Below are 26,489 nucleotides of genomic sequence, written 5' to 3' on the forward strand. Positions count from 1 at the left end.
ATGAAGAAATTAATCAATCGCTTTTTAGACTATGCCACGAGAGATAGGAAAACGCCAGCTCAAAATCGTGAGCGTGTTGGACAAAATTTGATGATTTTAGCGATTTTTATCTTCTTTGTCTTCATCATCAACTTTATTATTATCATTGGTACCGACCACAAGTTTGGGGTTGACTTATCAAAAGGTGCATCTAATGTTTATCAGCAGAAAGTGCGTGTTCAGGCCAAACGTGGAACCATTTATGATCGAGATGGAAATCCTATCGCAGAAGATGCAACAACTTACAGCATCTATGCCATTATTTCTAAGTCGTATGTGTCCACGACGGGTCAAAAACTTTATGTTCAACCTTCTCAATATGAAAAAGTAGTTGAGATTCTTAATAAAGAATTGGGAATCAAGAAGAAGGAAGTTCGTAAACAACTAAACCAAAAGAATCTTTTTCAGGTTTCTTTCGGTACTAAGGGCTCAGGCCTTTCTTACAGCACCATGACAGCCATTCAAACTGCTATGAAGGATGCTAAGATTGAAGGTATTGGTTTTACAACTAGTCCAGGGCGTATGTATCCAAATAATATATTTGCCAGTCAATTTGTAGGACTTGCTCAGCTTGAGGAGTCTGAAAATGGCTCAAAGTTGGTTGGTAAATCTGGCTTGGAGTCATCTCTTAATGATATTTTGTCTGGGACAGACGGCCTTGTGACCTATCAGAAGGATAAAAATGGCAATGTTCTGCTAGGAACAGCCACAACGGTTAAAAAGGCTGTTGATGGGAAGGATGTTTACACAACCTTATCAGAACCCCTTCAGACAAGGCTTGAGACCCAGATGGACGTTTTCCAAGAAAAGGCCAAGGGTAAGTTTGCCAGTGCAACTCTTGTCAATGCTAAAACGGGGGAAATCCTCGCAACCACACAGCGTCCGACTTATAATCCCAGTACCTTAGATGGTTACAATAAGGATAACTTGCAAACGTGGAATACTCTCCTTTTCCAAAACTATTACGAACCTGGTTCAACCATGAAGGTCATGACTCTGGCATCTGCTATTGATAATGGTACCTTTAATGCAAACGAGGTTTTTGACAGCTCAGGTATTAAAGTTGCTGATACGACTATTCAAGACTGGGATGTCAATGAGGGAATTTCAACTGGGCAGTATATGACTTATGCTCAAGGTTTTGCTCACTCTAGTAACGTTGGGATGACTAGTCTTGAGCAAAAAATGGGTAATGATAAATGGCTCAATTACTTGACTAAGTTCCGCTTCGGTTACCCCACTCGTTTTGGGATGGTCGGAGAAACTGGCGGAACGTATCCATCAGATAATGAAGTAACTACAGCCATGAGTTCCTTCGGCCAAGGTATCGGGGTAACTCAGGTGCAGATGTTACGGGCATTCTCGGCTATATCAAATAATGGGGTCATGCTTGAGCCGCAATTTATCAGCAAAATCTATGATCCTAATAGCAAGACAACGCGAACATCCAGTACAGAAGTGGTTGGTAAGCCTGTTTCTTCCGAGGCAGCGAGCAAAACGCGTGATTATATGGTGACAGTTGGTACCGATCCTTATTATGGAACCTTAATTTCAGGAGGGGTTCCTATTATTCAGGCGGGCAATGAGTCTATTGCCGTTAAATCAGGGACAGCTCAGATTGCAGAGAATGGGGCTTACTTGGAAGGTAATAACAACACGCTGAACTCTGTTGTAGCTATGGTGCCGTCCGCTGATCCTGATTTTATCATGTATGTGACCATTCAACAGCCACAAAATTGGCAAGCTATCTTCTGGCAAGATGTGGTTAATCCGATTTTAGAACAAGCTTTACTGATGAAGGATACCTTGATGACATCAGCAGCAGTTGAAACAAGCGGTCAGACATCGTATAAACTAGCAAATGTTATAGGAAAAGATCCAGGTAACACTGCTGAAGAGATGCGGCGTAATCTTGTACATCCAATTATCATTGGCACAGGCAGCAAGATTGCCCATGTTTCTAAAAAAGTTGGCTCCAATCTGACTGAAGGTGAGCAAGTATTACTTATGACCAACAAACTTACAACCATGCCAGATATGTATGGATGGACCAAGAAGAATGTCAAGAAATTTGCTAAGTGGTCTGGTATTAAAATTAAATTTAAAGGTTCCAAGTCAGGAACTGTAAAAAAACAAAGTTTAGATATCGGAAAGAATCTTTCAAAGACTAAAAAATTAACAATAACAATAGGAGAATAAGATGTTTTTAAGTATATTAGCGGGGCTGATGGCTTTTGCCTTGACAGTCTTCGCTATGCCTCACTTTATTAAATTTTATCAGCTGAAAAAAATTGGTGGTCAGCAAATGCACGAAGATGTTAAGCAACATTTGGCCAAGGCCGGTACGCCAACAATGGGAGGAACGGTCTTCCTAGCTGTTGCCCTACTTGTTAGCTTGATTTTTTCTTTCTTAATTTTGAAAACAGAGGGCGCTGCTGTTGGTGCAACGGTGGGGATTCTTCTTGTTGTTCTCATCTACGGTATCATCGGATTTTTGGATGATTTCTTAAAAATTTTTAAGCAAATCAATGAAGGATTGACTCCTTGGCAAAAATTAGCTTTGCAAATTATTGGTGGCTTGCTCTTTTATTTTATTCATGTTAGACCGAGTGGAACAGGCAGCCTCAATCTCTTCGGTTTCAATTTGCATCTGGGAATTTTATATCTACTCTTTGTTCTTTTCTGGGTTGTTGGCTTTTCCAATGCTGTTAATCTGACAGATGGTATCGACGGACTGGCCTCAATCTCAGTTGCCATTAGCTTGGTTGCGTACGGCGTTATCGCCTATGTTCAACAGCAATTTGATGTGTTACTGATTATTGTTACGATGATTGGTGCTCTTCTAGGCTTCTTTGTTTTCAATCATAAACCCGCTAAGGTTTTTATGGGAGATGTCGGCAGTTTAGCGTTAGGAGCTATGTTGGCTGCGATTTCCATTGCTCTGAGACAAGAATGGACCTTACTTATCATTGGTATTGTCTATGTCTTTGAAACAAGTTCAGTCATGCTGCAAGTTTCTTATTTCAAGTATACCAAAAAGAAATATGGTGAGGGACGGAGGATTTTTCGCATGACGCCTTTCCACCATCACTTGGAACTGGGGGGCTTATCTGGTAAAGCTGAAAAATGGTCTGAATGGAAAGTTGATACTTTCCTTTGGACAGTGGGTGCGTTAGCAAGTTTGATTGTACTAGCTACTCTTTATTTATAGAGTAAAAATCAGCCTCTTCGGCTGATTTTTTATACTTGAGTCTTGAAAGGAGACTTGTTCTCTTTGCTAAAATGCACTTTTTAATGCTATAATGTTTAGGAAGAAAAAACGAGGTAAGACATGTCATTATTTACAGATTTTAATTTTAAGCCCTACATCCAGGAGGCTTTGGACGATCTTAAGTTTGTCAAGCCAACAGATGTTCAACAAAAACTAATTCCGGTCGTTCGTTCAGGCCGTGACTTGGTCGGTGAATCAAAAACGGGTTCTGGGAAAACGCACACTTTTTTGCTGCCTATTTTTGAAAAACTAGATGAGACTAGCAAGGATGTTCAGGTGGTTATCACAGCTCCAAGCCGTGAATTAGCGATGCAGATTTATCAAGCCACTAAACAAATCGCTGATCATGCTAAGGAAGACATCCGTGTGGTCAACTATGTTGGTGGAACAGACAAGCTTCGACAGATTGAAAAGCTTAAAACAGCACAGCCACATATTGTGATTGGGACACCTGGTCGTATTTATGATTTGGTTAAGTCAGGTGATTTGGCTATTCACAAGGCGCATACCTTTGTTGTTGACGAAGCGGATATGACACTTGATATGGGCTTCTTAGACACGGTTGATAAGATTGCGGCTAGTCTACCAAAAAATGTCCAAATTTTGGTCTTTTCAGCAACCATTCCGCAAAAATTGCAACCCTTTTTGAAAAAATACCTGACTAATCCAGTCGTGGAACAAATTAAGACAGCCACTGTTATTGCGGATACTATTGATAATTGGCTGATTTCAACTAAAGGACGCGACAAAAATGCACAGATTTTAGAGATTGCTAAGACGCTCAATCCATATCTAGCTATGATTTTTGTTAATACTAAGGAACGTGCGGATGACTTGCATTCCTACCTATCAAGTAACGGGCTTAAGGTCGCTAAGATTCATGGTGGTATTCCACCACGTGAACGCAAGCGTATTATGAACCAAGTTAAAAACTTGGATTTCGAATATATTGTGGCGACTGACTTGGCAGCGCGTGGCATTGATATTGAGGGTGTCAGTCATGTCATCAACGATGCCATTCCTCAAGATTTATCATTCTTTGTGCACCGCGTCGGGCGTACTGGTCGTAATGGGCTATCAGGCACAGCTATTACCCTTTACCAACCAAGTGACGATTCTGATATCAGAGAACTTGAGAAGATGGGCGTAGCCTTTGTGCCAAAAATTCTTAAAAATGGCGAATTCCAAGATACTTATGACCGTGACCGCCGTGCCAACCGCGAAAAATCTTATCAGAAATTGGACACTGAAATGATTGGTTTAGTTAAGAAGAAAAAGAAAAAAATCAAGCCAGGTTATAAGAAAAAAATCCAATGGAAAGTTGATGAAAAACGTCGCAAGGAACGTCGTGCAGCTAATCGTGCCAAGGGTCGTGCTGAGCGTAAAGCTAAAAAACAAAGTTTTTAAGAGTGGGGGAGCTGGACAAGGGTTCAGCTCTTTTTCAATTGTGATATTGATTGTCTATCAGCTGATAGACAATAGGTATTGGTCAAAGTCAACTGTGAGTGATAAACTAGAAGCATAAATATATTTAGGGAGATTAAGAGATGAAAAAGATTTATCAATTATTTTTATTAACGGCTCTTGCTGCTCTGAGCCTTGCAGGGGCTAGTCAAGCTCAGGCTTCAAGCAAGAAAGTCTTGAAAGTAGCGACGGATTCAGATACAGCACCATTCACTTATAAAAAGGATGATAAATTTAAAGGATATGATATTGATTTGATCAAAGCTATTTTTAAACATTCAAATTACAAAGTTACTTTTCAGACAGTGCCTTTTGATACCATTTCAACTGGGATTGATGCTGGGAAATACGATTTGGCTGCTAATGATTTTAATTATAATAAGGAACGAGCTGAAAAATACCTTTTCTCAGACCCAGTTTCAAAATCCAACTATGCTGTGACAGGAGCGAAAGGTAAAAAGTATGCATCTTTGAATGATTTATCTGGCAAAACAACGGAGGCTCTTTCAGGTTCAAATTATGCACAGATTTTAGAAAATTGGAACAAGGAAAATCCCAATAAAAAGCCGATTACAGTTAATTATGTTTCAGGAACAACCGGTATTTCAAATCGTTTGAAAGACATTGAAAATGGAAAGATTGATTTCATTCTCTATGATGCCATTTCATCTAGCTATATTGTCAAAGATCAAGGGCTGGATTTAACGGTTTCTCCGATTAAAGAAAGTCTAGGAGAATCAACAGATGGCTTGGAGTATATCTTGTTACCCAAGGACGAGGAAGGTAAAAAGTTGCAAAAGTTTATCAATCGCCGTATCAAGGTCTTGTTGGATGATGGCACTCTATTAAAATTGAGCAAAACCTACTTTGGTGGTGACTATGTTTCAACGATTAACAAAGATTAAAAACACTTCTGTTCAAAATACTTCTCGAAAACTATCATCAAAGTGATAGTTTTTCTTTATCACTATGATAGGTATTTCTTATTTTACATGTTTTCTAGAGCATGATAGAATTAAAAGATAAGATATGCAAAGGAAAAAACAATGAATTTTTTAACTTTAACAACCGATTGGACTTGGTATGATAAACTCATTGCCCATATTCCTAAAGGACGATTATTTAGTTGGCATGCGGTTTTTGATGCCATTCCATCTATTTTGCAGCATTTACCAACGACGCTTGGACTGACCGTTGCAGGTGCCTTTTTTGGTTTGATTTTAGCCCTCCTTTTTGCAATCGTTAAAATCAATCGTGTCAAGATTCTTTATCCTATTCAGGCCCTTTTTGTCAGTTTCTTGCGTGGGACACCTATCTTAGTTCAGCTCATGCTGACCTATTATGGGATTCCGCTTTTCTTAAAATATTTGAATCAAACTTATGGTTTCAATTGGAATATCAATGCCATTCCAGCATCTATTTTTGCGATTACGGCCTTTGCTCTGAACGAGGCGGCTTACACTAGCGAAACCATTCGTGCGGCGATTCAATCAGTAAATACTGGTGAAATAGAAGCTGCGCGCAGTCTTGGTATGACATCAGCTCAAGTCTATCGCCGTGTTATCATTCCTAATGCGGCAGTTGTAGCGACACCAACTCTGATTAACACCTTGATTGGTTTGACTAAGGGAACTTCACTGGCTTTCAATGCTGGCATTGTGGAAATGTTCGCTCAGGCTCAGATTCTCGGGGGAGCGGATTACCGTTACTTTGAACGCTATATTTCAGTGGCACTTGTTTATTGGGCAATCAGCATCATTATTGAAAATGTTGGTCGCTTGATTGAAAAACGCATGGAGATCAATTCTCCTGAAAATATTACTGATGAAATTGCAGGAGGTGTCCGTTAATGATTAAGATTAGAAATTTGACTAAGGAATTTTCTGGTCAGAAAGTCTTAAATGGTCTTGACTTGGACATTGAGAAGGGAGAGGTAGTTGCTCTTGTAGGTGCTTCAGGAGCAGGGAAGTCAACTTTCTTGCGTAGTATGAATTATCTAGAAGAACCAGACTCTGGCACCATTGAAATTGATGATTTTAAGGTGGATTTTGAAAAAATCAGCAAAGAAGAGATTCTAACACTACGTCGCAAGCTAGCGATGGTTTTTCAACAATTTAATCTTTTTGAGCGACGCACAGCCCTTGATAATGTTAAAGAAGGGTTGAAAATTGTCAAAAAAATCTCAGATAGTGAAGCGACAGCCATTGCGAAGGAAGAGTTGCGTAAAGTCGGCTTAGCTGACCGTGAAAATCACTACCCACGACATTTGTCAGGTGGTCAAAAGCAACGTGTTGCTTTGGCGCGTGCTTTGGCTATGAAACCAGACGTTCTCTTGCTTGACGAGCCGACATCAGCTCTTGACCCAGAATTGGTTGGTGAGGTTGAAAGATCTATCGCTGACGCTGCTAAGTCAGGTCAAACCATGGTTTTAGTCAGTCATGACATGAATTTTGTCTACCAAGTAGCTGATAAGGTACTTTTCCTTGAAAAAGGGCATATTTTAGAGCAAGGTACACCAGATGAGGTTTTTAATCATCCTAAGGAAGAACGTACTAAAGAATTCTTTGCCAGTTACACAAAAACATATATTTAATGATATAATGAAAGTTGAGAAAAAATCTCAACTCTTTTTATAGTTGAGATGACAAGGTGAGAGTTATGTTTTTGAAAATTTTTGGCTTTTATATACAAGGCCTTCTAATGGCTGTTTTCTTTGTTTTGTTAATTGGTTTGTGTTGGATTTTATGGCGTGCTAGACAACATAAGGATAAGACAGTCAGGGAACGTCAGGCTTTTCTCTATGAGGTTCTTATGATGGCTTTGGTGACAGCGCCCATCCTATCTTTTGCTTTCATGGCCATTATAATGATGCTCAAGTCATAATTTTTGCAATTTACTGTACCAATTGGTACAATGAGGAAAACAAAGTAATGAGGTTAAGTTATGTATGATACGCTGATTATCGGGTCTGGACCTGCAGGAATGACAGCTGCACTTTACGCTGCTCGTTCTAACTTGAAAGTTGGGATTATTGAACAAGGTGCTCCTGGTGGGCAGATGAATAATACCTTTGAAATCGAGAACTATCCTGGTTATGAACATATTTCAGGACCCGAATTGTCCATGAAAATGTATGAGCCTTTGGAAAAATTTCAGGTTGAAAACATTTATGGGATTGTACAGAAAATTGAAGTTGATGGTAATGTTAAACGTGTCATCACAGAAGACAATAGCTACGAGTCTAAGACGATTATCCTTGCAACAGGAGCTAAATATCGCCTTCTGGGTGCTCCTGGTGAGGAGGAGTACACTAGCCGTGGTGTTTCCTATTGTGCAGTTTGTGATGGTGCTTTTTTCCGAAATCAAGATTTACTTGTTGTCGGTGGTGGCGATTCAGCAGTCGAAGAGGCTATCTATCTGACTCAGTTTGCTAAGTCCGTGACAATTGTTCACCGTCGTGATGAATTGCGTGCGCAAAAGGTCATCCAAGACAGAGCTTTTGCTAACGAGAAAATCAAGTTCATCTGGGATTCTGTCGTCAAAGAAATCAAAGGGAATGACATCAAGGTTTCTAGCGTCATGGTTGAAAATGTCAAAACAGGTGAACTCAGTGAACATGAGTTTGGTGGGGTCTTCATCTATGTTGGCATGAACCCAGTAACTAGTATGGTGGCTGATTTGGCAATCACTGATGATGCTGGCTGGGTTTTGACAGACGATAAGATGCAAACAAGTCTTTCAGGTATTTTTGCTGTAGGTGATGTTCGTCAAAAGGATCTCCGTCAAATTACAACAGCCGTTGGAGATGGCGCTATTGCTGGCCAAGGCGTTTACAATTATATTGTTGAACATAGTTAATAAGAGTAGCTCAGACCGTTCCTAGGTTTGAGTTTTTTAGTAGACAGATATAAACTTTTAGAAGCTGTCTTGACAGCATTATGTTATAATAGTAACAATAAATATAAAGGAGAAGATGTATGTATAAGGATGATAGTTTAACCTTACATACAGATTTGTATCAGATTAACATGATGCAGGTCTATTTTGACCAAGGAATTCATAACAAAAAGGCTGTTTTTGAAGTTTATTTCCGCAAGGAACCTTTTGCCAATGGCTACGCTGTATTTGCGGGATTACAGCGCATGATTGAGTACCTGCAGAGCCTACGTTTTTCTGATACGGACATTGCCTACTTAGAAGAATTAGGTTATCCAGCAGATTTTATAACTTACCTAAAAGAACTGACTTTGGACTTAACAGTTCGCTCTGCGCAGGAAGGTGATTTGGTCTTTGCGAATGAGCCTATTGTTCAAATTGAAGGACCGTTGGCGCAGTGTCAGCTAGTTGAAACGGCTCTACTAAACATTGTCAATTTTCAAACCTTGATTGCAACCAAGGCTTCTCGTATTCGTTCGGTTATCGCTGATGAACCGCTTTTGGAATTTGGGACTCGTCGTGCTCAGGAAATGGACGCCGCCATTTGGGGAACTCGCGCAGCAGTTATCGGTGGTGCTAACGCAACTAGTAATGTTCGCGCAGGAAAACTTTTTGGTATTCCTGTATCTGGTACGCACGCTCATGCTCTTGTCCAAGCCTATGGTGATGATTATAAAGCTTTCAAGGCTTATGCGGCAACGCACAAAGACTGTGTTTTTCTTGTGGATACCTACGATACGCTTCGTATCGGTGTCCCAGCAGCTATTAAGGTAGCCAAGGAACTAGGCGATAAAATTAATTTTCTCGGTGTCCGTTTAGACTCCGGAGACTTGGCTTACCTGTCTAAGAAAGTACGCCAGCAGTTGGACGATGCAGGTTTTACTGATGCAAAAATTTACGCTTCAAATGACTTGGATGAACACACTATCTTAAACTTAAAAATGCAGAAAGCTAAAATTGATGTTTGGGGTGTGGGGACTAAGCTGATTACAGCATTTGATCAGCCTGCTCTAGGAGCAGTTTACAAAATTGTTTCTATAGAAGATGAAGATGGCGTTATGCAGGATACTATCAAGTTGTCAAATAATGCGGAGAAGGTTTCTACACCAGGCAAAAAACAGGTTTGGCGTATTACTAGCCGTGAAAAAGGCAAGTCTGAGGGAGATTATATTACATTCACAGACATTGATGTCAATGAATTAGATGAACTAGATATGTTCCATCCAACTTACACTTATATTAGTAAAACAGTTCGCGACTTCGATGCCGTGCCGTTATTGGTAGATATTTTTGATCAAGGTAAATTAGTTTATAAACAACCTAGTCTATCTGAAATTCAAGCTTATGCTCGTAAGGAATTTGACAAGCTTTGGGATGAATATAAACGCGTCCTTAATCCGCAGGATTACCCAGTTGACTTGGCACGTGATGTTTGGCAAAATAAGATGGATCTTATCGACCGCATCCGCAAAGAAGCCTATGAAAAAGGAGTGAAATAATGTCTTTACAAGAAGAAATAATAGCCTACGAAGGTGTTCAGGCTTCCATTGATCCCAAGGAAGAAATTCGCAAATCCATTGATTTTCTTAAAAATTATATGCTCAAACACCCATTTTTGAAGAGTTATGTTTTGGGAATTTCTGGTGGACAGGATTCTAGTCTAGCCGGGCGCTTAGCGCAGTTAGCAATGGAAGAATTGCGTGAAGAAACTGGTAATCACGACTATAAATTTATTGCTATTCGTCTGCCTTATGGTATTCAAGCTGATGAAGAGGATGCTCAAAGAGCTCTGCAATTCATCAAACCTGACTTCAGTTTATCGGTAAATATTAAACCAGCTGTTGACGGTCAAGTGGTAGCTTTAGCAGAAGCCGGGGTTGATGTGTCAGACTTTAATAAAGGTAATATTAAGGCACGTCAACGCATGATTACGCAGTATGCCGTTGCTGGTGAAAATAGTGGAGTTGTCATAGGTACTGACCATGCTGCTGAAAATATCACAGCATTCTTTACTAAGTTTGGTGATGGCGGAGCTGATATCTTGCCGCTTTATCGTCTCAATAAACGTCAAGGAAAACAACTCTTGGCGGAACTAGGCGCAGATCCGGCCATCTATGAGAAAATTCCAACGGCAGATTTGGAAGAAAATAGGCCAGGCATTGCTGATGAAGTTGCACTTGGTGTAACTTACAATGACATTGATGATTATTTAGAAGGTAAACAAGTTTCGGAAGAAGCACAGTCTAAAATAGAAAATTGGTGGCATAAAGGTGAACATAAACGTCATCTGCCGATTACAATTTTCGATGATTTTTGGAAATGAGGTAGTAAAACCCACTTTACGCAAAAGTCGTAAAGTGGGTTTTACTTAAACTTATTTGACATCATTGACTTTTAAGAAAGAATTTTTACGCAGGGCAGCAATATTGGTATCTTTTGAAATGACACCAATGTCTTGCAAGTCACTAGCGATGGCTTTGAAGGCTTTGTAGGATCCTGAGTAGCTTGGAATAAAGCTATATGAATTCAGACTGGTCAGGTTAATGTCTTTATCTCCAGCGACATAATGTTTATCTAATTGAATGTCAACAGTTTCTTCCTTGTGATTTTCTACCCATTTAGCTGCTTTTTGCATAGCCAAAGTGTATTTAGCCGCTATGGCTGGGTGTTTTTCAGCAATTTTATCAGAAACATAGGCTACGCAGCAGTATTCGTTGGCGTAAGGCTTATCAGTAGCAGAGTTTGCTAAGGTTTTGAAACCGTACTGCCGTTTCAAAATTTCAGTATCTGGATCGCCAAGAGCGATGGCATCGACCTCACCATTTTCAAGAACAGTACCAAGTTGGTCGCTTTGATAAGTGACAAATTCCACTTCCGAACTTTCAGTAGTGACATCAAGTCCAGCTGCGGATAGGACGCGTTTAGAAAAGGTAGCGGGGCTACCAGCAACAGCTGTCACTCCAATTTTCTTACCTTTTAGCTGACTGACATCAGTAATACTGTCGTCTTTGGTTAAAATTTGCAAACAGCCTGTGTGCAGACCTGTCGTGATTTTCAGTCTTGCCCCATTTTCTAAAGGCTGGATAAGACTGGCTAAAAGCGAATTTGAAGCATCAATTTTACCAGAGTTCAAGGCTTCTAAGTTGGAGGTATCCTGTCCGATTTTGACCACTTTGTAATTTAGTCCGACTTCATCAAAGAATCCTCGTTCAACAGCAATCTGTTGTGGGGCACCACACAAGTCAGAGTTCTCGGAAATTTTCAAAACGTAATCATCATCCTCAGAGGCATCGTAAGATGATGATGTTTTGGAACTACTGGAACTTCCACACGCGGCTAAGCTGCAAACTGCTAGAAAAGTGAGTAATCCTGTGAGTAAAGTTCTTTTTTGCATATTGGTTTTCTCCTTTTATGATTAAAAATTAAGGGTGTGTAATACTTTTTCTTTAATACCGATAAACTCTGGAGCATCGCGTAATCTCGGACGCTTCAAATCAACGGGGATAATATCTTTGATGATAGCTGGTCTAGGGGTCATAGCGAAAATGCGATTGGACAGGAAAACAGCCTCTTCTACATCATGAGTTACCATAACCATTGTGATATGACGTTTTTGCCAAATATCAATTAAGTCATTCTGCATTTTACTACGTGTGAAGGCATCTAGAGCGCCAAAAGGCTCGTCTAGTAGCAAAACATCAGGATTATTGATAAGTGCACGTGCAATATTCACACGTTGCTGCATTCCACCTGAGAGATTGTGAGGGTAGGCTTTTTCAAAACCTTTAAGTCCAACCAATTCAATGTAATCGTTAACTTCCGGGAGACGTTCTTTTTCTTTATTTAACCTAAGTCCAAGAGCAATATTTTCATATACCGTCAACCAGGGATATAGAGTAGCCTCCTGAAAAACAAAGCCAACTTTACGTGAAGGTTTTTCGATCTCATGATCATCAATTGTGACAGTTCCTGAAGTTGCTGTTTCTAAACCTGCTAAAATTCTAAGTAAAGTTGTTTTTCCACTACCAGAAGGTCCAACTAGTGAAATAAATTCACCAGGATTGATTGTTGCTGAAATCTGACTCAATGCCTCAACGTCAGAATGCTGTTCATCTTGGGCTGGGAAAATTTTACGAATATTGTGAAATGAAATTGATCCTACCATTTGATAAATCCTTTCTGCCAAGCTAGTAATTTATCGCGTACTTTAAAGAGCAAAGTGATGATAAGGCTAAAGGTGATAGCAATCGTAATGAGGCCCGCATAAACATTAGCATAGCCAAGCACTTCGCGCTGCCAGTTAATATACCACCCAATTCCAAATTTAACACCCAGCATTTCGGCGGTCATTAAAGTAATAAAACTTGAGCAGGCACCATTGAAAATCCCAACAAAAACATTTGGGAGACTAGCTGGAATAGCCACCCTTGTGATTTTTTGGAAGGTTGTAGCTCCCAATGTGTCTGCTACCTCAAAATAGGTTTTTTTCACGTTTTGAATACCCGAATTGGTCAAAATGGTTACTGGAAACCAGACAGATAGGCTGATGAGGAAAACACTGGCCATAAAACTTGTCGGGAAGGCAGTCAAAGCAATGGGAACAAAGGCTGTTGATGGAATTGGACCTAGGATTTTAACGACAGGATCTAACCAGTAATTGAAAGATGTAAACCAACCGACTAAAATACCTGTTAAAATGCCTAGACTAATGCCGATAACCCAAGAAATTGCAAGCAAGCGCAGTGAGAATAAATCACATTTTAAAATAAAGGCCCAGCTGTCGGCAAAAACTGCTAAAATTTTATTGGGACTTGGGAAAAACAACTCAGGAAAAATAACAAATTTTTCAGTTGCTAGATTATAAGCTGCCAATAAAAAATAACTCGTACCGATAAAATAACTTTTGTGGAAAAATTTTCCTTTCTTACCTTTGACTAGAGTTAGCACTGCAAAGAATAAAGTGACTCCTAGTGAAATCCATAGGAAGTAGAGGTACCAAGGTAAGTTTTTACTAAAATTAACAGCTGACTTGGGAATGAGCACCTGTAAGAGAATGGTGATAAAGATAGCAAAACTTGCAAAAAATAGACGCCAGAGATCTTTCTTAGACTGTATTTTCATAACTCCTCCTCTAATCAACTAAGATAGTTTTATTATATGCCTGTCCTCTCCATTTGCATAATTAGAAAAATTTATGTTTGGCTATAATGTTTCCTTATAGTTCGCGCACAAAACCGCTTGCATAAATTTTGTGAAGGGATATAATAGAAAGGTAATAAGAATGGAGGTTTATATGTCAGAATTAACACAGACATTTACAGACAAACTATTTATGGATTATGAAGCCAATGCTAAATTCCGTGCTGTTGAAAATGCTGTAACTCATAATGGCTTGCTTAAATCCTTAGAAACACGTCAAAGTGAAGTGGAAAACGACTATGTTTTCTCAATTGATTTGACTAAGGATGAAGTAGCTAACCAAAAAGCGTCAGGTCGTTGCTGGATGTTTGCGGCTCTCAATACTTTTCGTCACAAATTGATTTCAGAATTCAAATTGGAGAACTTCGAGTTATCGCAAGCTCACACCTTCTTCTGGGACAAATATGAAAAATCAAACTGGTTCTTGGAACAAGTGATTGCGACTGCTAATCAAGAACTGGGTAGCCGTAAGGTTAAATTCCTTTTAGATATCCCTCAACAAGATGGCGGACAGTGGGATATGGTCGTGGCTCTTTTTGAAAAATATGGTGTCGTGCCAAAATCTGTTTACCCAGAATCTATTTCTTCGAGCGCTAGTCGTGAACTCAATCAATACCTCAATAAACTTTTGCGGCAAGATGCTCAGATTTTGCGCGAGCTCATTGCAGGAGGAGCAGATAGAGCAACTGTTCAAAATAAAAAAGAAGAGCTTCTTCAAGAAGTTTTTAACTTCCTTGCTATGAACCTTGGTTTGCCACCGCGCAGCTTTGACTTCGCTTACCGTGATAAAGACAACAACTACCAAGCTGAGAAAGAGATCACACCGCAAGCTTTCTATGAAAAATACGTTGGTTTGAAATTATCTGACTATGTTTCAGTTATTAACGCGCCTACGGATGATAAGCCTTATGGAAAATCTTACACTGTTGATATGCTTGGTAATGTGGTTGGTAGCCGCGCTGTGCGTTACATCAACCTTGATATGAAACGTTTCAAGGAATTGGCTATCGCCCAAATGAAACAAGGTGAAACTGTTTGGTTTGGTTCTGATGTTGGTCAAGTTTCTGACCGTCAAAAAGGTATCCTTGCAACAAACACTTACGATTTCGGTTCAGCGATGGACATTCAGTTGACTCAAGATAAAGCTGGTCGTTTGGATTATAGCGAAAGCCTTATGACGCATGCCATGGTCTTGACAGGGGTTGATTTGGATGATCAAGGTAATCCAGTCAAATGGAAAGTTGAAAATTCTTGGGGTGATAAAGTTGGTCAAAAAGGTTACTTTGTTGCTTCAGATGCTTGGATGGACGAATATACTTACCAAATCGTTATTCGTAAAGAATTCTTGACAGCAGAAGAGTTGGCAGCCTATGAAGCAGAGCCACAAGTTCTTGCACCATGGGATCCAATGGGAGCTTTGGCAAAATAAAAAATAGCCAGTCTATCCTCGTGGATATCTGGCTATTTCTATCAAGATAAAATCCTCGAATGAATTTTCATTCGAGGATTTTTAGAGGTTAGTTGCTTGAACTTTCTGATTCAGAGGATTGGCTGGAACTTGTTGAAGTAGTATCAGTGGATGATGCTTGACTAGAGTTCGCTTCTGTTCCATCTGTATCATCAGCCTTTTCATCATTTTCTTGACTAGAAGAAGTTGAGTATGTGTTATAAAGGTTATTATATACGCTTGATGAATAATAGCCATTGGTAGTTGTACCACTTAAATAAAGATAACCTCCACTACGGTAAACCCCACTAGGAGCTTGCCAATCTTCACTATAACCACCAGTTAGGTAGGACATCATTGACCTGTAGACTTCTGCAGCTACATCTAATCCATCACCGTAGATAGGTGTCAAACGATTCTTGTAGCCGGTCCAGACTGCCATAGCGTACTTTGTTGTATAGCCAACGAAGTTTTCATCTGGTGCCATTGTTCCAACATAATCAGTATAGAGACCAGTATCAGCGCCAATTTGTGTCAATTCGTCATCAGTATAGTTTGAAGTACCAGTCTTACCTGCTTGGACTACGCCAGAAATTGCTGCCTTGGTACCTGTACCATAGGTGAGAACTGTTTTTAGCATATCTGTCATCATGTAAGCTGTAGTTTCTTTCATCGCCTTGGTACCTTTAGGATCGTAACTCTCTGTAGTACCATCGCTAAACTCAATCTTGTTCACGTATTGTGGTTTATAATAGGTACCACCATTGGCAAAACTAGCATAGGCAGCAGCCATCTTTTCACTACTTGCACCATATTTTTGGTCGCTACTACTTGTATTACTTGAAATAGCATTTGAATAATGCATTTCAGGATAGTCAATACCGAGGCCGTTTAGGAAGCTTTTAGCAGTATCAAGCCCAGCGGCTTCTAGAGCACGAACTGCAGGAACATTACGAGATTGCTGAATAGCGGTTTGAATGGTCATCCATCCATTATACCTTCGATCCCAGTCGTAGAGCTGAGTTCTTGTTCCTGGCCAATAGTAGACTGAGTCATTTGTTGACTGAGAAGTAGAGGTGTAGGCACCACTTTCAATAGCTGGAGCGTAAGCTGAAATAGGCTTCATGGTAGAACCCCAGTCACGATCAGTTAAAACGGCTTGGTTAGTACCAAATGAAACGTTAGTATCTTGATTTCGTCCACCAAGTTGAGCAATAACGTGTCCGTTTGTCACATCAATGACAGTAGAAGCAACTTGAAAATCAGCACTAGGGTAATAGATGTATGTGTCTGAATTATAAATATCGTAAAGCTGCTTTTGTGCTTCTGTATTGATATTTGTATAAACTTTTAAACCAGATGAGAAAATATCTTTACCGGTTTTTGAAGAAACTTCCTCAATGACTTGTTTCAAGTAGTTATCCATATATTTAGGGTAACTACTTGTTTCTTGAAGCTCTTGTAGTCCATCACTGACAGGGGTCGCAACAGCAGCATCGTATTCAGCTTTTGTGATATTTTTTTCAGAATACATTTGCTGAAGAACGGTATTACGTCTTTCCTGAGCGGCGTCAGGATTTTGATAAGGATCATACTGAGTCGGAGCCTGAGGAATACCAGCTAAAAGAGCCAACTGCGCAATGGATAAATCTTTCAGGTTCTTCCCATAGTAGGACTTAGCTGCAGTGAGCATACCGTAATTCCCATTTCCCATATAAACTTTGTTAATGTAGAAAGTAAGAATTTCCTGCTTGGTGTATTTTCGCTCCATCTGAAGTGCCAGCCAAACTTCCTGAGCCTTGCGCTTAAGAGTCTGGTCAGATTCTTTAGTTGAAAAATAAGCAAGCTTGATAAGCTGTTGATCCAGAGTAGATCCACCTTGAGTTGAACTACTCATCATGTTATGCCAAGCTGCTCCCATGATACGGTAAATATCGACGCCTCTGTGTTTGAAGAAACGTTTGTCTTCGATTGAGGTAATCGCATTTACCAGATTAAGAGGAATATTATCTGCCACAACGCTTTCACGTTTTTCGGAGCCTAAATCAGCGACAAGGCTATTATTACTGTCATAAATAAGACTAGAATTGGTTGATTTAAGCTTGCTCTCTGATAATTTCGGTGTGCTACTTACATAGTAGGTGAAGAGTAACCCACCTGAGACAATAGCTAAAATAATAAGCCCTAATATGGTGGCTAACCCATACTTCAAAACTTTAAGGACTGTTTTGTTTTTCATATTAAGTTTAATTGTGATCACCGCCTAAAAAAATTTCTTCAATAACATTTAAATAAGGAATTTGAGGGCGTACCCCTCTTTCCACCCAATACCCATTTTTTTTGATATAATCAAGAGGCATTGACTTACCACCATGATCAATGTGGTAAAAATCAATCAGGTAATTGGCAGGAAGCAAATAGGTTTCCTTAAGTGTCGAGAAGTGAAGTAAGACAAAGCAAATACCATCTTGCTTTAAAACATTTGCCATGTGCTCAATTTGATGGGCATGAAAATTTTTCATAGGCATAGCTGTTTTTTGCCGCGTTTCTTTTGCTTCAAAATCGATATAGTGTCCTTTATAGACACCCGAGTAGTCAGTTGTAGAAGCATGTCTAAAATAAGCTTCTACAATCTTAGCTCGGCTTCGTCTGGGGTAATCTACCTTGACGATTTGAATGGGGGTAGGCTTCTTATGAATGACCGCAATGTTACGTGACAAATAGTAATCGTTACTAGCATTGATGGCCGACTCAAAGGACATCCCCCGATTGGCAAAATTAACGCTGTTCCCCTTTTGAGGAGGTATTGCTTTTTTTTGAATAAGATTATGAGGGTAGTTAACCATAGTTCTCCTAACGTCATACACTTAATGATAACATAAAGCACTACTATTATAACATATTTTTGGAAAGGATAACAAAATATGTCATCAATTCTAATTTCAGGCTACAAAAGTTTTGAATTGGGAATTTTTCAAGATAAGGATGAGCGCCTGAAAATTATCAAAAAGGCAATCAAAAGCGACCTTGTTCGATTTTTGGAAGAAGGTGTTGACTGGCTGATATTTACAGGAAATCTAGGCTTTGAATACTGGGCGCTAGAGGTTGCTAAAGAGCTTCAGTTAGAATATGATTTTCAAATAGCAAGTATTTTTATATTTGAAAATCAGGGTCAGAATTGGAATGAAGCTAATCAAATTAAATTAGAAAAATTTAAAAGTGTAGACTTTGTCAAGTACAGCTACCCTACCTACGAAAATCCGAACCAATTTCGAAGCTATAATCATTTTTTGATTAGTAACACAGACGGCGCTTACATCTTTTACGATCAAGAGCATGAAACGAATTTAAAGTATCTCCTCAAGCAAATGCGAGACGAGCCTAACTATGATATTACTTTTCTAACTTTTGAACGCTTGAATGACATCGCTGATGAACTTTAATTTTGCCTAGCGTCTTTAAAAGTTTAATACTTGATTTTTCTCTTTTTTTTATGTATCATAAGGTGTGATAGTGCAAGCTATTAATAAAGAATTGATAAGTGTGAGGGAATAGAATGGCAGGTATAATTTACAGTCCTAAAGACATTTTTGAACAGGATTTTAAGATAGCTATGCGTGGCTATGATAAGAGAGAAGTAGACGAATTTCTTGATGAAGTCATTAAAGACTATGAGTCTTATATTTCACAAATCAAAATTTTACGTGAAGAAAATGAACGATTAAGAGATGAATTAGCTACAAAGGTAAAGGCTAGCTCTTCTCAAGAGCGAATTCCTGTAACACCAGTTCCTGACATGGGACATGTTGCTCAGTCAGCAACTAATTTTGATATTTTAAAACGTATCAGCCGTTTGGAAAAAGAAGTTTTTGGCAAGCAGATTGTAGAATAGTTAAGTTAATAACGTGCAATTTTTGGATAATCGCGTAGTATTTAAATACTATGAGGAAAGTCCATGCTAGCACTGGCTGTGATGCCGGTAGTGTTTGTGCTAGGTGAATGAATAAGCCTAGGGAGGCAACGATGCCTTACGGCGAGTAAAATGGCTAAGTCTTAGGATAAGTCAAACTAACTCTGAAAGTGCCACAGTGACGTAGTTTCTGGGGAAACCTGGAAAGTGGAACGCGGTAAACCCCTCAAGCTAGCAACCCAAACTTTGGTAGGGGCATGGGATAGCTGGAAACGAACGGTCTATCCTGACTGGAAACAGTAGACAGATGATTATCGAAGGAAGCAATGCCTAGTTGCTTCTGGAACAAAACATGGCTTATAGAAAATTGCATATAGGTTTATAGCTAGCTTTTGCTAGCTTTTATATTACTCATTTTAGATAAAAAACACAACAATAGAGGATAATATTGAAATGAAAGAGAAGTTCAAATTGGTAGCAACCGTGGCGGCTGGTCTAGAAGCCGTTGTCGGAAAAGAAATTCGCAATCTTGGAATAAATTGTCAAATCGCTAACGGAAAGGTATTCTTTGACGGAAGCGTTGAAGTCATTGCTAGAACTAATTTATGGCTGCGTGCGGCAGATCGTGTCAAGATTGTTGTGGGAGAATTCCCTGCACGAACCTTTGAAGAATTATTTCAAGGAGTCTTTACTTTAGATTGGGAAAATTATTTACCACTGGGAGCAAAATTTCCAATTTCAAAGGCCAAGTGTGTCAAATCCAAATTGCATAATGAGCCAAGTGTTCAAGCAATTTCCAAGAAGGCTGTTGCCAAAAAATTGCAAAAATATTTTCACAGACCTGAGGGAGTACCCCTTCAGGAAACTGGAGCTGAGTTTAAAATTGAGGTCTCTATTCTAAAGGATAAAGCAACAATCATGATTGATACAACCGGGGCCAGTCTTTTTAAGCGTGGTTACCGTACAGAAAAAGGTGGAGCTCCTATAAAGGAAAATATGGCAGCGGCCATTATTGAATTGTCCAATTGGTTTCCTGATAAGCCTTTCATAGACCCAACTTGTGGCTCGGGAACCTTTTGTATTGAAGCTGCAATGATTGGTATGAACATTGCACCAGGATTCAATCGTGATTTTGCCTTTGAGGCTTGGCCTTGGGTAGACAAAGAGTTAGTTCAGCGTGTACGTGATGAAGCTGAAAATCAGGCTAATTATGATATTGAGTTAGATATTTCAGGATTTGACATTGATGGTCGTATGGTTGAAATTGCAAAGAAAAATGCTGCGGAAGCGGGTCTTTCAGATGTTATCAAATTGAAACAAATGCGTCTGCAGGACTTGAAAACCGATAAAATCAACGGAGTTATCATTTCTAACCCACCTTATGGCGAACGCATGCTTGATGACAAAGCTGTTGATATCTTGTATAATGAAATGGGACAAACCTTTGCTCCTTTAAAAACATGGAGTAAGTTTATCTTGACAAGTGACGAAAATTTTGAAAAAAAATACGGTAGCCAAGCTGATAAAAAGCGAAAATTGTACAATGGGACTTTGAGGGTTGATTTGTATCAATATTACGGCCAACGTGTGAAACGCAATTTAAGTTAAGAATAAGAGGTGATGTGAGTGGCAGAGGATAAAAAGGATCAAATTCAAGAAAATGAAGATGTCCTTGATTTCAAAGATGCTAAAAATATGACAGTCGGTGAGGCTGTCCGTAAGGATTCGGAAATTAAGGCGGGGGTCACAGAAGAAGACAGTGTACTTGATAAATATATCAAGCAGCACCGCTCAGAAGTGGTTTCACAAAAATTTGAATCCAAGAAAACGGATTTTGATAATCTAGATACAGCAGCCTTGGATGATTTCATCAAAAAACAGCGTGATGAGTTATCCAAGTCAGGTCTGATTGAAGATAATTTTCAGGTAAAGAATCCTACTGTTGAAGAAAAAGTAGAGGAAACTAAAACAGTTCAAACTGAGTTGGTGCCTTCTCCAGAATCAGACTCTCCTGCTAAGCCGCAGTTTGAAGAACAAGAAGAACAAGTTGAATCAGTTCAAGAGAAGCATTCCGAAACTGAAAGACCTGTTCCTGATTACCTAGAAGATGCCCAAAAGAATGAAAAAATTCCTTTTTATAAAAGAAAAGGTTTGATATTAGGTGTTTTATTTGCCCTGTTATTTGTGATTTTTGGATCAGCTTATGGTTTAAATCGTCTGAATAAGAACAATAACAAAGCAGTAGCATCGTCAAGTTCCTCTTCTAAAAAAGTTAGTAAAGCAAGTAGTTCATCGGAGCAAAAGCAAACTAAAGCAGACAAGAAAGCCTTTGATGACAAGTATGCGACCTTTTTTACAGATGCCAATAAAACTAAAATCAAGAATAGTGAACTATCTAAGCTACCAGAACTTGAAACGCTTCTGAAAAAGCTAGAAAAAACAACTTACTATAAATCCGCTAAAGAAAAATATGATGGTCTCAAACGTCAAATTGATGCTATTCAGGCGGTTAACAGTAAGTTTGATTCTGCAGCAGTTGTTGATGGTGCTAAAACTTCTGCTACAGTTAAATCCTCTGCTAATTTTGATGATTTATCAAGTCAGACCTTGAATACCGGAAATGCTAATTTAGATGCTGTTTTGCAAGATGTCATTTCTGACGGTCGTAAGCAGTTGTCAGCAAGGAGTGCGGCAACTTCATCTACAGATTCTAATCAAACAACAGTGGCACCAGCTCAGGAAGCTGCAAATCAGTCTGAGACTGCGCCTGCCCAAGCAGCTACTACAAATGGCACGACAATAGGCAGCATTGCTGGTGCTAGTGGCTATGGCTTATCAAATTATGATCCAGCTATTCTTCAGCGTGACCGCAGCCGTGTTCCTTACAACGATTCTGCTATTGCAGATGCTGGGAATGCTGCTTGGACGTTTAATTCAGGTGTGCTTGAAAAAATCATTGCAACTTCTCAAGCGCGTGGCTACATCACAGGAAATAATTTTATTCTTGAACGTGTTAATATTATTAATGGTAATGGTTATTACAACATGTTCAAGCCTGATGGTACTTATTTATTCTCAATCAACTGTAAAACAGGTTATTTTGTCGGGAATGCTTCTGGCAACTCAGATGCTTTGGATTATTAAGAAAAAAGAACTTCAGTTTAAGAAAACTGAGGTTCTTTTCTGTCTTTATTTTAAACGAGGTGACGCTGGAATGGGTCGTCAGAGATACCCTTTTCCAAAATGAGCTTAGCCCATTCTTTGGCTGAAAAGAGGCTGTGATCCTTGTAATTACCACAGGATTCAATGGTTGTACCTGGGACATCTTCCCAAGATGTAACCGTGGCAATTTCTTCCAAACTTGATTTGATGACCTTGGCAATATCATTTGCGCTTGGTTGCCCCCACATAATCATGTGAAATCCAGTACGGCATCCAAATGGTGAGCAGTCAATCATGCCATCAATGCGCTCGCGAATGAGTTTGGCAAGCAGATGCTCAATGGTATGCAGCCCGGCAGTCGGAATGGAGTCTTCATTAGGCTGGACTAAACGAATATCAAAATTAGTGATAACATCGCCTTTTGGACCAGATTCTTCTGAAATTAGACGAACGTAAGGTGCCTTAACAGCTGTGTGATCAAGCTCGAAACTTTCAACAATAACCTCTTTAGACATGAGATACTCCTTTTTGATTTTTATAATTCTATTTAGAATCATGATAACATAAAAATAGAGAAAAGGCTTGTCATTTTAAATTGTGAAAAACCATATTTTATGATAAACTAAAATATGGTTTTCAATGATGAAATCTAATTAAAATGTTGAGGTATAAATAATGTTAAATCTTATTTTAGCGATTGTTTGTGCACTCATCGGTTTGATAATTGGTTATGTAGTTATTTCTGCTAGACTGAAGTCAGCAAAAGAAGCTGCAGAACTGACTCTTCTAAATGCTGAGCAAGATGCTGTTAATTTGCGTGGAAAGGCCGAAGTAGAGGCTGATGACATTAGAAAAACAGCTGAGCGTGAAAGTAAGGCCCACCGTAAGGAATTACTTTTAGAAGCAAAAGAAGAGGCTAGAAAATATCGAGAAGAGATTGAAAAAGAATTTAAGTCTGAGAGACAAGAGATTAAGCAGATGGAGGCACGCTTAACTGAGCGCGCTTCAACTCTTGACCGCAAGGATGAAAATTTATCTAGTAAAGAAAAATCGCTAGATAGTAAAGAACAAAGTCTAACCGATAAATCTAGACATATTGATGAGCGTGAAAAACAAGTCCAAGATTTGGAGACGCAAAAACAGGTTGAGCTTGAAAAAGTTGCCATGATGACGATTGCAGAAGCGCGTGAGATTATTTTAACAGACACGGAAAATAAGCTGACGCATGAAATCGCAAGCCGCATCAAAGATGCTGAACGTGAAATCAAAGACAAATCCAATAAAATAGCTAAAAATATTTTAGCTCAGGCTATGCAGCGCATGGCTGGAGAATATGTAACAGAACAAACCATTACTACTGTTCATTTGCCTGATGATAGTATGAAAGGTCGAATTATTGGTCGTGAAGGGCGTAACATTCGCACTTTGGAAAGTCTGACAGGGATTGATGTCATCATTGATGATACACCGGAAGTTGTTGTTCTGTCTGGTTTTGATCCTATTCGTCGTGAGATTGCTCGTATGACTTTGGAAGCCTTAATTGCGGACGGTCGTATCCATCCAGCTCGTATAGAAGAATTAGTTGAGAAGAATCGTCTTGAGATGGATAATCGCATCCGCGAATATGGTGAGGCGGCAGCTTTTGAGATTGGTGCACCGAACCTCCACCCAGACTTGATTAAGATTATGGGACGTTTGCAGTTCCGCACATCTTATGGGCAAAATGTGCTACGCCATTCTGTTGAAGTTGGTAAGTTAGCAGGTATTTTAGCTGGTGAACTTGGTGAAAATGTTGCACTTGCTCGCCGTGCTGGTTTCCTACACGATATGGGGAAAGCCATTGACCGTGAGGTTGAAGGTAGTCACGTTGAAATTGGTACTGAGTTTGCCCGTAAATACAAGGAAAATCCAGTGGTTGTCAATGCCATTGCCAGTCACCACGGCGATGTTGAGCCTGAAAGTGTCATCGCTGTCCTTGTTGCAGCGGCTGACGCCCTTAGTTCAGCCCGCCCAGGTGCTCGTAACGAGTCCATGGAAAATTATATTAAACGCTTGCGTGATTTGGAAGAAATTGCTACAAGCTTTGATGGCATCCAACAGGCCTATGCTCTTCAGGCAGGTCGTGAAATCCGCATCATGGTTCAACCAAACAAGATTTCAGATGATCAAGTAACGGTTTTGGCTCACAAAGTTCGTGAGAAAATCGAAAATAATCTGGATTATCCAGGAAATATCAAGGTTACCGTTATCCGTGAAATGCGTGCCATTGATTATGCTAAATAAAGACAAAAGAAGTCAAGGGGCTTCTTTTGTTTTACAATGATAGCTGAATCATAGGAGACAAAATTGATGATGGAGCATGACCAGAAGAGTGTAGCTACCATCATTTATGGTTTGTTGAATCTTTTTATAGGGTCGACTTCAGATTTCATTGGCTTTCTGCCTGATATATTTCCGTGTGATTGAAGTTCCTAAAGAGAAGGAGGTGCAGGCTATGATGAGTATTGGTCAATAGTCGGTTTATGTCCGCCTTGTTTTTTGATGATGGCCGATTTTTATCCATCTCTTTATTCAGATGGAAGTGTAAGTTTTTTCGCAATAGACAATACTGAGAGAAATAAAAGGTAGCAGGTAGGGAGCTACAAAGTCTGTTATCTACTTTTTGCTTCTAAACACAAGAGTATAGAAATTTTCTTGAAAATTAACATGATTTTTGTTAAACTTAGTAAGAGAAACTTTAAGGAGAATGGCATGTCTGAACGTGGTTTGTTAATCGTATTTTCTGGCCCATCTGGTGTAGGAAAAGGAACTGTGAGACAGGAAATTTTTTCAACCCCTGACCATAAATTCGAATATTCTGTTTCGATGACAACTCGACCACAACGCCCTGGTGAAGTGGATGGTGTTGATTATTTTTTCAGAACACGTGAAGAATTTGAGGCACTCATTAAGAATGGTCAGATGCTAGAGTATGCTGAATACGTTGGCAATTATTATGGTACGCCTTTGACTTATGTCAATGAGACCTTGGATAAGGGTGTTGATGTCTTTCTTGAAATTGAAGTACAAGGTGCTCTACAAGTTAAGAAAAAAGTACCAGACGGTGTCTTTATTTTTCTGACACCGCCAGACTTGGACGAATTGAAAGACCGTTTGGTTGGAAGAGGCACTGACAGTGCAGAAGTCATCGCTCAACGTATTGAACGTGCCAAGGAAGAAATTGCCCTCATGCGTGAGTATGACTATGCAGTGGTTAATGATCAAGTATCACTTGCTGCTGAGCGCGTTAAAAAAATCATTGAAGCAGAGCATTTCCGCGTGGAACGCGTAATTGGCCGTTACAATGACATGATTAAAGATATCTAAATAGACTAGAAAAGAGAAATAAGCTTATGATGTTAAAACCTTCTATTGATACTTTATTGGACAAAGTCCCATCAAAATATTCACTTTGTATCCTTCAAGCCAAGCGTGCTCATGAACTAGAAGCAGGTGCTAAGCCAACTCAAGAATTTTATTCTGTAAAACCAACTTTGCAAGCTTTGGAAGAAATCGAGTCTGGTAATGTTGTTATCCACCCAGACCCAGAAGCTAAGCGTGCTGCTGTTCGTGCTAAACTTGAAGCAGAGCGCTTAGCTAAGGAGGAAGAAGAACGCAGAATCAAAGAACAAATCGCCAAAGAAAAAGAGGATGGTGAAAAAATCTAAGTTTTAGCTTAGAAAGTGGAACTAGTCCATTCAGTTACGATTGACTTAAATAAGGTAGATCATTAAAAAGACTAAAGCTGAGATTGAAGAATCTCAGCTTAAATTATGTGACTTTCAGTCCGTTTCGCTCCGCAGGTGCGAAACAAATAAACCACCCGCTATGCGGGTGCGCATCGCTGGTTATACCAAAAAAACTCCAAACGCGATACAATAAAGGTGTTCAAGCCTAATGTAAAGCGAAAGGAGCAAAATATGGCACAAAAGGCACATAGTTTATCTCACACAAAGTGGATGTGTAAATACCACATTGTGTTTACCCCTAAGTATAGACGAAAAGTAATCTATAATCAATAT

General features: G+C 39.4%; 25 protein-coding genes and 1 other RNA gene. 20 read left to right on the forward strand and 6 right to left on the reverse strand.

The window, feature by feature from the left end; translation table 11 throughout:
• The 10 genes from pbp2x to nadE all read left to right on the forward strand — a co-directional run bounded on the left by pbp2x (position 1) and on the right by nadE (position 11,033).
• Entirely contained in the window at positions 1-2,238 is a 2,238-nt protein-coding gene (pbp2x, locus tag A3GS_RS0111050; RefSeq protein WP_018365454.1) for a penicillin-binding protein PBP2X, read from the forward strand.
• 1 nt (position 2,239) lies between these two features.
• Positions 2,240-3,250: a phospho-N-acetylmuramoyl-pentapeptide-transferase gene (mraY, locus tag A3GS_RS0111055; RefSeq protein ID WP_018365455.1), complete on the forward strand. Its 1,011-nt coding sequence runs from the start codon at positions 2,240-2,242 to the stop codon at positions 3,248-3,250.
• 120 nt (positions 3,251-3,370) lie between these two features.
• Complete coding sequence (locus tag A3GS_RS0111060) at positions 3,371-4,717, forward strand: DEAD/DEAH box helicase (RefSeq protein ID WP_018365456.1); 1,347 nt, start codon at positions 3,371-3,373, stop codon at positions 4,715-4,717.
• A gap of 140 nt (positions 4,718-4,857) precedes the next feature.
• The gene (locus A3GS_RS0111065; protein ID WP_018365457.1) at positions 4,858-5,679 is read left to right on the forward strand and encodes a transporter substrate-binding domain-containing protein; all 822 of its coding nucleotides are present in this window, start codon (positions 4,858-4,860) and stop codon (positions 5,677-5,679) included.
• A 141-nt stretch (positions 5,680-5,820) separates the two neighbouring features.
• A complete protein-coding gene (locus A3GS_RS0111070; protein ID WP_018365458.1) occupies positions 5,821-6,624 on the forward strand; it encodes an amino acid ABC transporter permease in 804 nt (267 codons plus the stop codon).
• Positions 6,624-7,367, forward strand: coding sequence for an amino acid ABC transporter ATP-binding protein (locus A3GS_RS0111075; RefSeq protein ID WP_018365459.1), 744 nt, complete (start codon positions 6,624-6,626; stop codon positions 7,365-7,367). Before A3GS_RS0111070 ends, A3GS_RS0111075 begins: the two co-directional genes overlap by 1 nt.
• Positions 7,368-7,432: 65 nt before the next feature.
• Positions 7,433-7,657, forward strand: a complete 225-nt coding sequence (locus A3GS_RS0111080; protein ID WP_018365460.1) for a DUF4059 family protein — start codon at positions 7,433-7,435, stop codon at positions 7,655-7,657.
• A 60-nt stretch (positions 7,658-7,717) separates the two neighbouring features.
• Positions 7,718-8,632 (forward strand): thioredoxin-disulfide reductase, encoded by a 915-nt coding sequence (trxB, locus tag A3GS_RS0111085; protein WP_018365461.1) that lies wholly within the window; start codon positions 7,718-7,720, stop codon positions 8,630-8,632.
• 119 nt (positions 8,633-8,751) lie between these two features.
• Positions 8,752-10,209, forward strand: a complete 1,458-nt coding sequence (locus A3GS_RS0111090; protein WP_018365462.1) for a nicotinate phosphoribosyltransferase — start codon at positions 8,752-8,754, stop codon at positions 10,207-10,209.
• Positions 10,209-11,033, forward strand: a complete 825-nt coding sequence (gene nadE / locus A3GS_RS0111095; RefSeq protein ID WP_018365463.1) for an ammonia-dependent NAD(+) synthetase — start codon at positions 10,209-10,211, stop codon at positions 11,031-11,033. Before A3GS_RS0111090 ends, nadE begins: the two co-directional genes overlap by 1 nt.
• A 51-nt stretch (positions 11,034-11,084) precedes the next feature.
• Here the strand turns inward: nadE and A3GS_RS0111100 are convergent, their stop codons facing one another.
• From A3GS_RS0111100 to A3GS_RS0111110, 3 genes are read right to left on the reverse strand one after another with little or no spacing between them, the layout of a single operon-like run.
• Positions 11,085-12,104 (reverse strand): ABC transporter substrate-binding protein, encoded by a 1,020-nt coding sequence (locus A3GS_RS0111100; RefSeq protein ID WP_018365464.1) that lies wholly within the window; start codon positions 12,102-12,104, stop codon positions 11,085-11,087.
• A gap of 21 nt (positions 12,105-12,125) precedes the next feature.
• Complete coding sequence (locus A3GS_RS0111105; protein ID WP_018365465.1) at positions 12,126-12,875, reverse strand: ABC transporter ATP-binding protein; 750 nt, start codon at positions 12,873-12,875, stop codon at positions 12,126-12,128.
• Complete coding sequence (locus tag A3GS_RS0111110; RefSeq protein WP_018365466.1) at positions 12,869-13,831, reverse strand: ABC transporter permease; 963 nt, start codon at positions 13,829-13,831, stop codon at positions 12,869-12,871. Before A3GS_RS0111110 ends, A3GS_RS0111105 begins: the two co-directional genes overlap by 7 nt.
• A 172-nt stretch (positions 13,832-14,003) precedes the next feature.
• Here A3GS_RS0111110 and pepC point away from each other — a divergent pair, with 172 nt between their 5' ends.
• Positions 14,004-15,338, forward strand: a complete 1,335-nt coding sequence (gene pepC, locus A3GS_RS0111115) for an aminopeptidase C (RefSeq protein ID WP_018365467.1) — start codon at positions 14,004-14,006, stop codon at positions 15,336-15,338.
• Between the two features lie 88 nt (positions 15,339-15,426).
• Here pepC and pbp1a read toward each other — a convergent pair whose 3' ends face one another.
• Positions 15,427-17,595, reverse strand: a complete 2,169-nt coding sequence (gene pbp1a, locus A3GS_RS0111120; protein ID WP_018365468.1) for a penicillin-binding protein PBP1A — start codon at positions 17,593-17,595, stop codon at positions 15,427-15,429.
• Positions 17,596-17,602: 7 nt separating this feature from the next.
• Positions 17,603-18,202, reverse strand: a complete 600-nt coding sequence (gene recU, locus A3GS_RS0111125) for a Holliday junction resolvase RecU (RefSeq protein ID WP_018365469.1) — start codon at positions 18,200-18,202, stop codon at positions 17,603-17,605.
• A gap of 78 nt (positions 18,203-18,280) precedes the next feature.
• Here recU and A3GS_RS0111130 point away from each other — a divergent pair, with 78 nt between their 5' ends.
• The 5 genes from A3GS_RS0111130 (at position 18,281) to A3GS_RS0111145 (ending at position 22,410) form a co-directional block, all read left to right on the forward strand.
• Positions 18,281-18,799 (forward strand): SLOG family protein, encoded by a 519-nt coding sequence (locus A3GS_RS0111130; RefSeq protein ID WP_018365470.1) that lies wholly within the window; start codon positions 18,281-18,283, stop codon positions 18,797-18,799.
• Positions 18,800-18,912: 113 nt separating this feature from the next.
• Entirely contained in the window at positions 18,913-19,248 is a 336-nt protein-coding gene (gene gpsB, locus A3GS_RS0111135) for a cell division regulator GpsB (RefSeq protein ID WP_018365471.1), read from the forward strand.
• A gap of 18 nt (positions 19,249-19,266) precedes the next feature.
• An RNA gene (gene rnpB / locus A3GS_RS12580) (RNase P RNA component class B) lies at positions 19,267-19,631 on the forward strand.
• Positions 19,632-19,719: 88 nt separating this feature from the next.
• Positions 19,720-20,874, forward strand: coding sequence for a THUMP domain-containing class I SAM-dependent RNA methyltransferase (locus tag A3GS_RS0111140; protein WP_018365472.1), 1,155 nt, complete (start codon positions 19,720-19,722; stop codon positions 20,872-20,874).
• Between the two features lie 18 nt (positions 20,875-20,892).
• The gene (locus A3GS_RS0111145; protein ID WP_018365473.1) at positions 20,893-22,410 is read left to right on the forward strand and encodes a cell division site-positioning protein MapZ family protein; all 1,518 of its coding nucleotides are present in this window, start codon (positions 20,893-20,895) and stop codon (positions 22,408-22,410) included.
• 50 nt (positions 22,411-22,460) lie between these two features.
• On the opposite strand, the gene A3GS_RS0111150 is transcribed toward A3GS_RS0111145, so the two are convergent.
• Positions 22,461-22,943, reverse strand: coding sequence for an S-ribosylhomocysteine lyase (locus tag A3GS_RS0111150; RefSeq protein WP_018365474.1), 483 nt, complete (start codon positions 22,941-22,943; stop codon positions 22,461-22,463).
• Between the two features lie 160 nt (positions 22,944-23,103).
• On the opposite strand from A3GS_RS0111150, the gene A3GS_RS0111155 reads away from it, so the two are divergent.
• The 4 genes from A3GS_RS0111155 to A3GS_RS12585 all read left to right on the forward strand — a co-directional run.
• Positions 23,104-24,711: a ribonuclease Y gene (locus tag A3GS_RS0111155; protein WP_018365475.1), complete on the forward strand. Its 1,608-nt coding sequence runs from the start codon at positions 23,104-23,106 to the stop codon at positions 24,709-24,711.
• A gap of 468 nt (positions 24,712-25,179) precedes the next feature.
• Positions 25,180-25,794 (forward strand): guanylate kinase, encoded by a 615-nt coding sequence (gmk, locus tag A3GS_RS0111165; RefSeq protein WP_018365477.1) that lies wholly within the window; start codon positions 25,180-25,182, stop codon positions 25,792-25,794.
• 26 nt (positions 25,795-25,820) lie between these two features.
• Positions 25,821-26,135, forward strand: a complete 315-nt coding sequence (rpoZ, locus tag A3GS_RS0111170) for a DNA-directed RNA polymerase subunit omega (protein WP_018365478.1) — start codon at positions 25,821-25,823, stop codon at positions 26,133-26,135.
• 252 nt (positions 26,136-26,387) lie between these two features.
• Positions 26,388-26,489, forward strand: a 102-nt coding sequence (locus tag A3GS_RS12585; RefSeq protein ID WP_026216394.1) for a transposase, incomplete at its 3' end; no start/stop codon positions are given.

Source organism: Streptococcus caballi DSM 19004 (assembly GCF_000379985.1).
GTDB lineage: Bacteria > Bacillota > Bacilli > Lactobacillales > Streptococcaceae > Streptococcus > Streptococcus caballi.